The following is a 12,948-nucleotide window of genomic DNA, read 5'->3' on the forward strand; positions in this document are numbered from 1 at the left end:
GCGCGGGCCGGCCTGTGCGCCGATCCGCCCGTCAGGCGTGGTGGGCGAGCCGGAGGTCCGAGAACGTCGCGATCGTCGTCGGCGCGCCGACCGCGAACGCGCCCGCGAGCACGCCGAAGAAGCCGCCGCCCTCGCTCGGACTCAGCGCGGCGAGGTCGGCATCGCCGAGCCCGACCCCGTCGACGCTCGCCCGGCACGTGAACCCGTCGACCTCGAGCACGAGCGCAACCTCGCCGTCGCCCGTTCCGGCGGGCGGCACGGCGACGGCGATCACCTCGTCGACCCCGTCGACGTGGCGTGCGAGTTCGATGCGCACGTCGGATGCCGCGGCCTCGCCGCCGATCGCTCGCCGCAGCGCCAGGGTGACGAACCGCGCGTCGCTGAGGCGCAGCACGAGTCCGCCGCTCGCGGCGCCGGTGGAGGTGTCGCCGCTGGAGCTGTCGCCGCTGGAGGCGTCGCCGCTCGCGGTGTCCGCGCTCGCAGTGTCCGCGCTCGCAGTGTCCGCGCCGGACGCCGGGTGCGACGACACGGCGACCGAGGCCGACAGGGTCGCACGCATCTCCTCCAGCCGCCAGGCGAGCACGGCGTGCGGCGCGGTCTCCGAGAGCGACCGGGACGACGGATGCAGGCGCACTGCGTCGGCGGCGCGATCCACGGTGACGCGGGGGCGGTCCGGGGCGGTGCGCACGAGCGCGAGCTCGGGGTGCACGGCCTCGTCGAGGAGGCCGGACAGCGACCGTTCGGCACGCTCGCCTGCGACCGACGACTCGCCCGCGGCATCCGCCCACGGTACGTCGACCGTGTCGGTCAGCCGACCGAGCCCCGGCGCGAGGACGGGCCAGCCGTGCTCCCAGGCCACGGGTGCGAGCCAGGTCTCCCTCGCCTGCAGGGCGTCGCGGCCGTCGACCCGGCGGGTCGCGAGTGCGGTGATCCACCAGCCGCCCCGGCCGTCGTCGAAGAGATCGGCATGGCCGACGTTCGCGACGGGCGCGGACGCCCCGAGGTGCCGGTGCGTGAGCACGGGGTTGCCGGGGTTGCCGCGGTACTCGCCGAGCGGGGAATCGGCCATGGCGACGCTCACGGCGTGATGGCGTTCGGTGCCGCCCTCGCTCGCGAGGAGCAGGATGCCGCCGCCGGAAGCGATGTCGGCGGAGGTGTCGCCGTCGCGGTCGCCGAGGTCGTAAAGGTGCGGGCCCTCGGCCCAGACCGCGCCCGTGAGCGCGCCGTTCCAGACGACCCGCTCCTCGCCGACGAGCTGCAGGGTCTCGAGGTCGAGCTCGCGCACCCATACCTCGGTCTGCTCTGGCCACGCCGGAGGGTCGGCGAGCCGAGTGCCGCTCCACCAGGCGCGGCCGGCGCGGTCGACGAGGATCGACGGGTCGATGCCCTCCGCCTCCTCGACCCACACGGGATCCGACCACGGCCCGGCTGCGTCGGTCGCCGTCACGACGAAGCTGCCCGAGCGGCCCGTGCCGCCGACGAGCGTGCACGCCACGAGGAAGCGACCGTCGTGGTGCCGGATCGTGGGCGCGAAGAGCCCGCCGCTCGAACGCACGCCGGAGAGGTCGACCTGCGTCTCGCGGTGGATCGCGTGGCCCACGAGCTCCCAGTGCACCAGGTCGCGCGACCGGTGCACCGGGAGGCCGGGGAACAGCTCGAAGCTCGACGTGACGACGAAGAACTCCTCGCCGACCCGGCACACGCTCGGATCCGGGTGGCAGCCGGGCAGCACCGGGTTGCGGGCGAGCGCCATCAGCCCGCGACGTCCGCAGCCGCCCGAGCGGCCGTGATCGCGACCGCCGGCCGGAGGCGCCGGGTGTGGTCGACGACCTGCACCCGGCCGGTCAGCTCGACCTCGTGCGCCGACGCCAGGTCGCCGCTCGAGCGGCCGGCGCTCAGCACGAGCGCCCCGGGTTCGACGATGCGCACGCCGTCGCGCCCGGTGAACGACGCGAGGTCGGTCGGCACGGTGAAGCGGATGTCGGCGGCTGCGCCGGCGGGGAGCTCGACCCGGGCGAACCCGATGAGGCGCTGCACCGGCTGCACGACCGAGGCCACCGGGTCGTGCAGGTAGAGCTGCACGACCTCGACGCCGGCGCGCTCGCCGGAGTTGCGCACCCGCAGGCCCACGCCGACCTCGCTGCCGATGTCGACCGTCGGCGCATCGCCGACGAGGTCGGTCCATTCGAACTCCGTGTAGGTCAGGCCGTGGCCGAACGGATACCGCGGCGTCGGGTCGATGCTCGAGACCGTGTTGCGGCGTGCGAGCTTGGATGCCAGGTAGGTCGACGGGTGCACGCCGGCCGAGGCGGGCATCGAGACCGGCAGTCGGCCGCTCGGTGCGATGCGACCGCTCAGCACGCCGGCCACGGCCCGGGTGCCCTCCTCGCCGGCGAAGAACGCCGCGACGATGCCCGCCGCGCGCTCGGGTGCGCTGCCGAGCGTGTACGGCCGGCCGGCGAGCAGGGCGACGATCGTCGGGGTTCCGGCGTCGAGCACCGCCTCGAGCAGTTGCGCCTGGGCGCCGGGCAGCGCGAGCGTCTCGGCGTCGCAGCCCTCGCCGCTCGTGCCGCGCCCGAAGAGCCCGGCCCGGTCGCCGAGGGCGAGCACGACCACGTCGGCCCCGGATGCCGCGGCGACCGCCGCGGCGAACCCGTCGGTCTCGCCGCCCGAGATGCTCGTTCCCGCGGTGAACTCGACGTCGGCGCCGGGGAACTCGGCTCGCAGCGACTCGACGAGCGTCGCGAGCTCGATGCCGTCGCCGGATTCCGGATGGTGCACGCCCACGTGCGTCGGGAACGCGTAGCAGCCGAGCACGGCGAACCGGTCGTCGCCCGTCGGGCCGATGACCGCGATGCGGGCCGGGGCCGTGCGGCTGCCGCCGGTGAGCGGCAGCGTGCCGTCGTTGCGCAGCAGCACGACGGCCCGCTCGGCCACCTCCGACGCGAGCGCACGGTTCGCCGGGGGATCGAGGTCGATCGCCCCGCGCACCGCGTCTGGGTCGTCGGCGAGGCCGGCGAGCGCGGCCGGCGTCGGATCCCAGTCGGCGTCGAGCAGGCCGAGCTCGGCCTTCTGCGCGAGCACCCGACGCAGCGCGCGATCGAGCACCGCCTCGTCGAGCCGTCCGTCGGCGACCGCCTGCACGAGCGGTGCCCCGAAGGCGTGCACGGTCGGCAGTTCGACGTCGATGCCCGCGACGAGCGCCGCAGCCGCGGCATCCGCCAGCGAACCGGCGGTGCCGTGCAGCGTCTGCAGGAACGCGACCGAGAAGTAGTCGGCCACGACCGTGCCGGCGAAGCCCCACGTGTCGCGCAGGAGGTCGGTGAGCAGGGCCGCGTCGGCCGCCGTCGGCACGCCGTCGAGGTCGGTGTACGCGTTCATGACCGATCGCGGGCGCCCCTCGCGGAGCACCGTCTCGAACGGCGGCAGCAGCACGTCGGCCAGCTCGCGCGGCCCGACCGAGACCGGGGCGAGGTTGCGGCCGGCCTTCGACGCCGAGTATCCGACGAAGTGCTTGAGCGTCGCGACGACGCCGGCTGATTCGAGGCCGCGCACGTAGGCCGCCCCGATCGTGCCGACGAGGAACGGATCCTCGCCCATCGTCTCCTCGACGCGGCCCCAGCGGGCATCGCGCACGACGTCGAGCACCGGAGCGAGCCCCTGGTGCACGCCGACCCGGCGCAGGTCGTCGCCGATGCGCCGCGACATCCGCTCGACGAGCTCGGGGTCGAAGGTCGCCGCCCACGACAGGGGCACCGGGTAGGCGGTCGCACCCCAGGTCGCGAACCCGGCGAGGCACTCCTCGTGGGCGAGGGCCGGGATGCCCAGGCGGCTCTCGGCGACGATGCGGCGCTGGGTTCGCGCGAGCGACAGGGCCCCGAGACCCGGGTCGACGGGTGCCGTGCCGAACGGACGCGTCAACTGCCCGAGGCCCTTCGGCAGCAGTTCGTCGAGGTCGACGTCGCCGCTCATCTCGTGCTGGTTCGGGGCGACGTCGAGTCCTTCCGCCGAGGCGCCGACCCAGACGCCGTAGAGCTGGGCGATCTTCTCGTCGAGGTCGAGCTCGGCGATGAGCGCCTCGACCCGGTCCCCGATCGGACGCGTGACATCGTGCCAGACGGCACCCGCGGCATCCGTCACCGTCGTGTCCTCGTGCGCGCTCATCCCTTCACCGCTCCCGTGAGGCCGCCGACGATGCGACGCTCGAAGATGCTGAAGAACACGAGGGCCGGGATCATCGACAGTGAGGTGAAGGCGAGCACCTTCGCCGTGTCGACGGAGTACTGCGAGGCGAACGCCTGCACGCCGAGGGGCAGCGTGAACGACGCCTCGTTGTTCAGGATGAACAGCGGCAGGATGTAGCTGTTCCAGCTCGCGATGAACGCGAGGATGCCGACCGTGATGACGCCGGGCAGCGCGAGCGGCAGCACCATGCGCCAGAAGAACCCGAGGCGCGAGCACCCGTCGATCGAGGCGGCCTCCTCGATCTCGTCGGGGATCGCCCGCAGGAACGGCACGAGGATGATGATCGTCGTCGGCAAGGCGAACGCGATCTGCGGCAGGATGATGCCGCCGAGCGAGTTCATCAGGCCGAGGTTGCGCACCACGAGGTACAGCGGCGTGATGGCCACGGTCATCGGGAACATCAGCCCCGCGGCGAACACCGCGTAGAGCACGCCGCGGGCCTTGAAGCGGTAGCGGGCGAGCACGTAGCTCGCCATGAGGCCGAGGGCGACCACGCCCACGGTGGTCACGACCGCGGCGACCGTGGAGTTCAGCACCTCGCCCCAGAACGTGGTGCTGACGAGCACGTCGGCGTAGTTCGTGAACACCCACGGCGCGGGCAGCGCGGAGGGGTCGGTCGTGATCTGCGAGTTCGTGCGGAAGCCGCCGATGATGATGTACGCGATCGGCGCGAGCATGAGGGAGACGACCACGAAGCCGACGAAGTAGATGGCGGGGCTGCCCCATGGCAGCTTGCCGCTCTGCCGTGGCCGCGGGGGCCGGGGGATGGCGATCGATGCGGTCATCGGTCATTCCGTTCGGTGAGGGCGCCCGCCGTGTCGCGGCGGAGCACGAAGCGCTGGTAGACGAGGGCGACGACGAGCGAGATGAGGAACAGCACGACGGCGACGGCGTTGCCGTAGCCGTAGTTGCCGGCGTTCCGCCCGTTCGCGACCATGTAGGTCGCCATCGTCGAGGTGCCCGCGGTCGAGGCGACGTACTGGCCCCAGATGATGTAGACGAGGTCGAAGAGCTGCAGGGAGCCGATGATCGACAGGAACGCCCAGATGCGCAGGGTCGGGCCGAGCAGGGGCAGCGTGATGCGACGCTGGATCTGCCAGTAGGAGGCGCCGTCGATCTGGGCGGCCTCGGTGAGCTCCTGGGGGATGCCCTGCAGGCCGGCGAGGAAGAGGATCACGGCGAAGCCGATGTACTTCCAGGTGATGATGCCGAGCAGGGTCCAGATGGCGATGTTCGGATCGGCGAGCCAGTCCTGCGTGAAGGCGCCGAGCCCGATCTTCTCGAGGAGTCCGTTCAGGGCGCCCTCGCTCTGCAGCATCAGGCTCCAGCCCGTTCCGACGACGACCTCGGCGATGACGTACGGCACGAAGATGAGCACGCGGATCGCGGACTGCCCGCGCATGGGGCGGTTCAGGAGCAGTGCGAGCAGGAGGGCCAGCGGGCCCTGCAGCACCAGCGACATCACGACGATGATCGCGTTGTGCCAGAGCGCCTCGTGGAACGACGGGTCCTGGAAGATCGTGACGTAGTTCTGCAGGCCGATGAAGTCGGTGGGCGGCCCGAAGCCCTTCCACCGGAAGAACCCGTAGTAGCCGGCCATGACGACCGGGAAGATGACGAAGGCCAGGAAGACGAGCAGGGCGGGCCCGACGAGCACCGCGATCTCGATGGTCTTCAGGTGGTCTCTGCGGGGGCGACGACGTCCGGGGCGGGACGACGTCGCGGCGACCCGGCCGGTGGCCGGGGACGGCGAACCGCCCCCGGCCGTGACGTCGTCCGCCTCGACTCGCCCGTCGGCGGGTGAGTGGGTGCGAACGCTCATGATGTGCTCGGCCTCAGCCCTTCTTGATCGCGTCGTCGACCGCGTCGACGATGCCCTGGGGCGAGCCCTTGCCTGCCAGCAGGTCCACGACGCCGACGTTCAGCGCGTTGCCGACGTTCTGGCCGAGCAGGGTGTCGAGCCAGACCGAGACGTAGGGGGCCTCGTTCACGGCGGCGAGCACCTCCTGCAGGGCGGGGTCGGTGACGACGCCCTGGGCGTCCTTGTTGGCGGGGAGGGTGACGAATGCGTTCGCGTAGCCCTCCTGGTACTCCTTCTGCGAGGCGAACTCGAGGAACTCGCCGCACTCCTTCGGCGCATCGACGTAGCACGAGAAGCCGTCGACGCCGCCCATCAGGGCACCGGCTGCGCCGTCGCCGCCGTCGACCGCGGGGAACGGGAACCAGCCGAGGTCGGGCAGGGGCTTCTCGTCGGGCGTGAGCGAGGCGATCACTCCGGGATCCCAGGCGCCCATGAGCTCCATCGCGGCCTTGTGGTTCGCCACGAGGCCGGCGGAGGATCCGGCGCCCTGTTGGGCGGTCGTGGTCAGGAAGCCCTGGTTGAACGGCTCGATGCCCGCGAAGTCCGCGAGGTCCTCGCCCGCGCGCAGCCAGCACTCGTCGGAGAAGCTCGGGTCGTCGGTGAGGCCCGTGATGACGTCCTGGCCGCACTCGCGGAGGGCGAAGAAGTAGAACCAGTGGGCGGCGGGCCAGGCGTCCTTCGCGCCGAGCGCGATCGGATCGATGCCGGCGGCCTTCAGCTTGTCGACGGCGTCGCCGAGCTCGTCGAACGTGGTCGGCGTCTCGGTGATGCCGGCCTCCTCGAAGAGGTCCTTGCTGTAGTAGATGCCGCCGGGCAGCACGGAGGACGGCACGCCGTAGAGCTTGTCGTCGACGGTGAAGGCGGAGAGCGAGCCCTCGCCGAGGACCGCCTTCGTGTCGTCGGAGAGCGCGGAGCTGAGATCCTGCGCCTGGCCGGCCTCGACGACCGCGGCGAGCTTGCCGCCGCCTCGGGCCATGAAGATGTCGGGGGCGTCACCCGAGTTGAGGGCGGTCTGGAGCTTGCCGTCCATGTCCTCGTTCTGGATCGCCTGGATCTCGATCTTCACGCCGGGGTGCTCGGCCTCGAAGTCGGCGGCGGTCGCCGCCCAGTAGGCCTTGCCGTCGCCGGTGGTGGAGTTGTGCCAGAAGGACAGGGTGACCTCTCCGTCGCCGGAGTCGTCGCTGCCGGCGCTGCAGCCGGCCAGGGCGCCCATGGCCAGTGCTGCTGCGGCGCTGATGGCGGTGACCCTGCCCATGCGTCGTCTGTTCATCATCGAACCTCTCGAAAGTTTCGGCCTCAACGCCGAAAGTGATCTGGACGATGGAACTCTAACCCGGAGGGGATTTGCCGTCAAGAGCAACAAATACCGCGTGCCGCCCGCAACGGCGGCGCGCGGGAACATAGAGTGGCCTCCGTGGTCGATCGACTCGGAACCTTCGACGGCGTGCATCGTCGAAACCTCTCGAAACTTCTCGCACTCGCGCATCTCGAGGGGCCGTTGTCGCGTGCCCGACTGACCGCCGAGACCGGACTCAACCGGTCGACGGTCGCCGCCCTCGCCACCGAGCTCGTCGACCTCGGCCTCGTCGAGGAGCGGGCGCCCGACCCCACGAAGCGCGTCGGCCGACCGTCGCCCGTCGTCGCCGTGCACCCGCGCGTGCAGGCGATCGCCGTCAACCCCGAGGTCGACGCCGTGACGGTCGCCGCCGTCGGCCTGAACGCCCGCATCGTCGTGCGAGAACGCATCGAGGTCGACCACCTCGTGACGCCCGACGAGACCGCCGACCTCGTGGCCGCGGCCATCGCGCGCTGGCGCCGCGCCGAACTCGCCGACGTGCGGCTCATCGGCGCCGGCCTGGCGGTGCCCGGCCAGGTGCGCCACGCCGACGGGCTCGTGCGCTGGGCGCCGCACCTCGAGTGGACGGATGCCCCGGTGCGTGCGCTCGTCGAGGCCGCCACCGGCCTGCCGACGCACGTCGCCAACGACGCGACGCTCGGCGCCAGGGCGGAGCACCTCTTCGGCGCCGGGCGAGGCGTCGACGACCTCGTGTACCTCAACGGCGGCGCGAGCGGCATCGGCGGCGGCCTCGTCGTCGAGGGCCGGCTCGTCGGCGGCGCCCGGGGCTACGCGGGGGAGTTCGGGCAGAACCGTCCGGGCATCTCGCGCGAGGGCGACCGGCGCGCCCCCGACGGCGTGCTCGAAGACGAGGTCAGCCGCGCACGACTGCTCGAGGTCGTCGGCCGTGCGAGCGCCGACGAGCCGACGCTCGCCGGCCTGCTCGAGGCATCCGACGACCCGGCCGTCGCCGACGAGCTCGCCAGGCAGCAGCGCATCCTCGCGACGGCCCTCGGCAATGCCATCAACGTGCTGAACCCGTCGCTCATCGTGCTCGGCGGGTTCCTCGCCACCCTCGCGGAGTGGAACCCCGAGGCGCTCGAGGCGGCCGTCGCCGCACAGGCGCTGCCCGTGGCATCCGAAGGGCTCGACCTCCGCGTCGCCGAGCTGGGCGAGAACCGGCTGCTCATCGGCGCCGCCGAACTCGCCTTCGCCGAGCTGCTGGCCGACCCGCTCGTCGGCTGACGCCGCCGGCGCGGCGGGCGGTGCCGACCCGGCCGGCCCGACCTGAGCGCGAGAGGACAAGTCTCGGCGGTCGTCACGCCCTGTCGACCGCCCGAAGTCGTCATCTCGCGCGACGCGGCGCGGCGGCAAGCCGCCCGGGGTTCAGTCGCGCGCCGGTGCGAACGACCTGCGGAAGATCGCCCACGCCCGGTCGGCGATCGGGCGGCGCTCCGTGGCATCCGCCCTGGCGAGCAGGTCGGCGAGCATCGTGATCGCGAGCAGCACGTCGTCGTCGGTGACGTGGTCGCCGAGCCGGCCGGCCAGGCGCTCGCGGGTCACGACGGTGCCGACGATGGCGGCCAGTCGCGTGGTCAGGTGCGCGACGCGCTCCTCGTGCTGGTGCTGCCAGATGAGGTCGATGAGCGCGGTCGAGACGGCCGCGAGGTCGATGATGTCGTCGATCAGCCCGTCGAGCGTCGTGTCGGGCGCGGCGACGGATGCCTCGAGCGCGTCGAAGTTCTCGTCGAACACCGCGAGGGCGAGCTCGACGCGGTCGGGGAAGTGCCGGTAGAGGCTGCCCTGGCCGACCCCCGCTCGCTTCGCGACGGCGCTGAACGGCGTCTGGAGGCCGGCCTCCGCGTAGATCTCGCGCGCCGCGGCGATGATCGCGCGACGGTTCTCGGGGCCGGCGCCCGGGCCGCGGTTGGCCTTCGTGGGCGTGGTCTCGCCCTTCCCTGAATCCAGCACGGGTGTTAGCGTACAACCGTTACCGGACAACGATGTCCGGTAGGAGGAGGAAGCAATGACCGGATCCTGGGACCGCGAGGTCGACGTGCTCGTCGCCGGCACCGGCGCCGCGGGCATGACCGCCGCGATCACCGCCGCCGACCGCGGCATGTCGACGCTCATCGTCGAGAGCACCGACCGCTGGGGCGGCACGACCATGCGCAGCGGCGGTGGACTGTGGATGCCGAACAACCCCGTCATGAAGCGCAGGGGCATCGCCGATTCGCGTGCCGAGGCGCTCACCTACCTCGAGTCGGCCATCGGCCCGGTCGAGGCCATCGGCCCGGCGAGCTCGCAGGCCCGTCGCGAGGCGTTCGTCGACACCATTCCCGAGCTCGTCACCCGGCTCGAGCAGCTCGGCGTGCGGTGGGCGGTCGCCAAGGACTACCCCGACTACTACCCCGACCGGCCGGGCGGCAAGATCGGGCGCGGCATCGAGTCCAAGCCGTTCGACGCGCGCAAGCTCGGCGACTGGCGCGCGACCTCGCGCACGGGCGACTCGATCCCGGCGCCGATGCAGACCGACGACGTGTGGCTGCTGATGCGCGCCTGGTCGAGCTTCTCGGGATTCGTGCGCGGCGCCCGGTTCGTGTTCCGCACCCTCGGCGGGCTCATCGCCGGAAAGAAGCTCTACGGGTTCGGCGGCGGACTCATGCTGCAGCTCGGCTGCATCGCGAAGGAGCAGGGCGTCGAGATCCTGCTCGGCTCGCCCCTGACCGAGCTCGTGAAGGACGACGCCGGCCGGGTCGTCGGCGCCGTCGTGGCGACGCCCGACGGCGTGCTGCGCATCCGCGCGAGGCACGGCGTCATCCTCGGCGCGGGCGGGTTCGCGGCGAACACCGCCTGGCGCGAGCGGTACCACGGCATCCCCGGCTACACGTCGGCGGCCGAGGGCGACCTCGGCACGGCGATCGAGGCGGGCGTCGAGGCCGGCGCCGACGTCGCCCTCATGGACGACGCGTGGTGGGGCGCCTCGGTGCCGATCCCGGGCAAGCAGGCCCAGTTCGTGCTCAATGAGCGCTCGGACCCGTTCAGCCTCGTGGTGGACCAGTCGGGTGCGCGCTACCTCAACGAGTCCGAGAGCTACATCGACTTCGGCCACCACCTGCTCGAGCGCAACCAGGTCTCGCCGGCGAACCCGTCGTGGCTCGTCGTCGAGAAGCGGCACCGTCAGCGCTACATGTTCGGCGCGCTGCTCATGGGCGGCAAGGCGCTCGTCGAGCAGGGCGTCGTCGTGAAGGCGGACACGCTCGACGAGCTGGGCGCGAAGATGGGGGTCGACGCGGCCACCTTCCGCGCGACGATCGAGCGGTTCAACGGCATGGCCCGCGGCGGCGTCGACCTCGACTTCGGTCGGGGGAACACCGCGTACGACCGCTACTACAGCGACCCGCGGGTCAAGCCGAACCCCAACCTCGCCGCGCTCGAGCGTGGCCCGTTCACCGCGGTGCAGCTCGTGCCCGGCGACCTCGGCACCAAGGGCGGTCTCCTCACCGATGAGCATGCGCGCGTGCTCGACGTCGAGGGCGAGGCCATCGAGGGCCTCTACGCCGCGGGCAACACCACGGCCTCGGTCATGGGGCGCACCTATCCCGGACCTGGCTCGACCATCGGGCCGGCCGCGGTGTTCGGATACCTCGCGGCCGTGCATGCAGCCGGGCTCGGGGCCGGGGCGGTGGCGGGTGGGGCGTCGGCGACCGGCGCGGCCACCGGCGAGACGGCGGCCGGCGAGGCGGCGGCCGTCGAGGTGCCGGCCGCCTGACCGCGAGGGGGCGGTGACCCCGAAGATCCGGTGAGCGGATGCCGCGACGGCGCGTCGCGGCATCCGCTCGGTCCGTCCGGCGGCGGTCCGTTCGACACGAGACGGCCGGCCGCGGCATCCGTGAAAACCGAATGCGACTCGTACTTGCGGCCGAGGAGGGGGCCTCGGGTACACTTGACGACAGTCGAATCGATTCGAGCCCGTCGCGGGGCCGGATCGCACCACGACGGCGCCCTACGGGGCGCCGTTTCCTGTCTCCCGGCGTCCGAGGGCGTGCGCCGCCGCACTCGAGCACGCCTGGACACCCGCATGTCATCAACCGCCTCCATCCCGATCCTCCGCCCGTCCGACTACGAGGTTCCCGCCCACCCCGGCGACCTCCTGAGTCGCCGCCAGCGCCTCGTCTACGTGCTCGTGCTCGGTGCCCTCACCGCGCTCGGGCCCTTCACGATCGACCTCTACCTGCCCGCGTTCCCCGTGCTGCAGGACGAGCTCGGCGTCTCCGCCGCGGCGGTGCAGCTCACCCTCACGGGAACCATGGTCGGCTTCGGCCTCGGCCAGCTCATCGTCGGCCCGTGGAGCGACAAGGTCGGCCGCCGCCTCCCGCTCATCCTCGCGACGATGCTGCACATCGCGGCCTCCGTGGGGGCGGCCTTCGCGCCCGACATCGTGTGGCTCAGCGCCTTCCGCCTGCTGCAGGGCTTCGGCGCCGCGGCCGGCGGCGTCGTCGCGATGGCCATGGTGCGCGACCTGTTCGGCGGCAAGCCGCTCGTGCGCATGCTCTCGCGCCTCGCGCTCGTGAACGGCCTCGCACCCGTGCTCGCGCCGGTCATCGGCTCGCAGCTGCTGAACGTCATGGACTGGCGCGGCATCTTCGTCGTGCTCGCGATCTACGGCGTCGTCGTGGTGCTCGCGGTCGCGTTCCTCATCATCGAGACCCTGCCGGAGTCGCGACGTCACGTGGCCGGCCACTCGAGCCTGCGCGACCGCTACGCGGCGCTCTTCCGCGACCGCGTGTACCTGGGCGCGGCGATCATCGGCGGCATGACCTTCACCGGCCTCTTCGGCTACCTCTCGACGTCGTCGTTCCTGTTCCAGGAGGTCTACGCCTTCACGGCGCAGCAGTACGGCATCCTCTTCGCCGTGAACTCGGTCGGCGTCATCATCGGCGTGCAGACGAGCTCGCGGCTCATGCGCGGGCGCGTTGCGCCGCAGTGGATCCTCGCGATCACGACGATCGTGCACCTCGCAATGGCGGTCGCGATCATGGTGCTCGACTCGTCGGGCGCCGGGTTCTGGGGCACGGCGATCCCGCTGTGGATCTACATCCTCGCCTGCGGCTTCTCGTTCCCCGCCGTGCAGGTGCTCGCGCTCGCGCACCACGGCGCAGAGGCCGGTACGGCGGCGTCGCTGCTCGGTGCGCTGAACTTCGGCCTCGCGGGCCTCATCTCGCCGCTCATCGGCCTCATGGGCGTCGGCAGCGCCGTGCCCATGGCGATCGTGCAGATCGGCGCAGCCGCCGTCGCGATCGCCGCGCTCTGGTTCCTGGTGCGGCCGAAGACGGTTCCGCCGCTCAGCGACTGACACGGTCGGTCCTGGCCTGCTTCGCCCCCGCTCGCCATGGCCTCCGTCCGCTTCCGGGGGTCGCATCCGGGTTCGCGCCCGCAACCGAACTCCGGATGTCGGTGGCGGCCGCCCGCGTGTCGACCCGATCGTCCCGGCGGGCCGCCACCG

9 protein-coding genes are annotated in these 12,948 nt (G+C 72.3%); 3 read left to right on the plus strand and 6 right to left on the minus strand.

Going from position 1 to position 12,948, the window contains the following annotated elements; genetic code table 11:
• Positions 1-31: 31 nt before the first annotated feature.
• Genes ASE68_RS20510 through ASE68_RS04960 form a run of 5 tightly spaced genes read right to left on the minus strand, consistent with a single transcriptional unit; the run spans position 32 to position 7,376 of the window.
• The gene (locus ASE68_RS20510; RefSeq protein ID WP_055855717.1) at positions 32-1,753 is read right to left on the minus strand and encodes a glycoside hydrolase family 43 protein; all 1,722 of its coding nucleotides are present in this window, start codon (positions 1,751-1,753) and stop codon (positions 32-34) included.
• Positions 1,753-4,164, minus strand: coding sequence for a glycoside hydrolase family 3 N-terminal domain-containing protein (locus ASE68_RS04945; RefSeq protein WP_055855719.1), 2,412 nt, complete (start codon positions 4,162-4,164; stop codon positions 1,753-1,755). Before ASE68_RS04945 ends, ASE68_RS20510 begins: the two co-directional genes overlap by 1 nt.
• Positions 4,161-5,030 (minus strand): carbohydrate ABC transporter permease, encoded by an 870-nt coding sequence (locus tag ASE68_RS04950; protein ID WP_055855722.1) that lies wholly within the window; start codon positions 5,028-5,030, stop codon positions 4,161-4,163. The genes ASE68_RS04945 and ASE68_RS04950 overlap by 4 nt, the downstream gene beginning before the upstream one ends.
• Positions 5,027-6,067, minus strand: coding sequence for a carbohydrate ABC transporter permease (locus ASE68_RS04955; RefSeq protein ID WP_055855725.1), 1,041 nt, complete (start codon positions 6,065-6,067; stop codon positions 5,027-5,029). Before ASE68_RS04955 ends, ASE68_RS04950 begins: the two co-directional genes overlap by 4 nt.
• 13 nt (positions 6,068-6,080) lie before the next feature.
• Positions 6,081-7,376, minus strand: coding sequence for an extracellular solute-binding protein (locus ASE68_RS04960; RefSeq protein ID WP_157421549.1), 1,296 nt, complete (start codon positions 7,374-7,376; stop codon positions 6,081-6,083).
• Between the two features lie 135 nt (positions 7,377-7,511).
• On the opposite strand from ASE68_RS04960, the gene ASE68_RS04965 reads away from it, so the two are divergent.
• Positions 7,512-8,687 carry an ROK family transcriptional regulator gene (locus ASE68_RS04965; RefSeq protein ID WP_157421550.1) on the plus strand — a complete coding sequence of 392 codons (1,176 nt, stop codon included), beginning with the start codon at positions 7,512-7,514 and terminating at the stop codon, positions 8,685-8,687.
• Between the two features lie 141 nt (positions 8,688-8,828).
• Here ASE68_RS04965 and ASE68_RS04970 read toward each other — a convergent pair whose 3' ends face one another.
• Entirely contained in the window at positions 8,829-9,413 is a 585-nt protein-coding gene (locus tag ASE68_RS04970) for a TetR/AcrR family transcriptional regulator (protein WP_235480764.1), read from the minus strand.
• Between the two features lie 55 nt (positions 9,414-9,468).
• Between ASE68_RS04970 and ASE68_RS04975 the strand changes: the two genes are divergently transcribed.
• Both ASE68_RS04975 and ASE68_RS04980 read left to right on the plus strand, forming a co-directional pair.
• Entirely contained in the window at positions 9,469-11,214 is a 1,746-nt protein-coding gene (locus ASE68_RS04975; RefSeq protein ID WP_082462017.1) for an FAD-binding protein, read from the plus strand.
• A gap of 309 nt (positions 11,215-11,523) precedes the next feature.
• Positions 11,524-12,798: a multidrug effflux MFS transporter gene (locus ASE68_RS04980; protein WP_055855731.1), complete on the plus strand. Its 1,275-nt coding sequence runs from the start codon at positions 11,524-11,526 to the stop codon at positions 12,796-12,798.
• Positions 12,799-12,948: the final 150 nt, after the last annotated feature.

This window comes from Agromyces sp. Leaf222 (assembly GCF_001421565.1).
In the GTDB taxonomy this organism is placed as follows: domain Bacteria; phylum Actinomycetota; class Actinomycetes; order Actinomycetales; family Microbacteriaceae; genus Agromyces.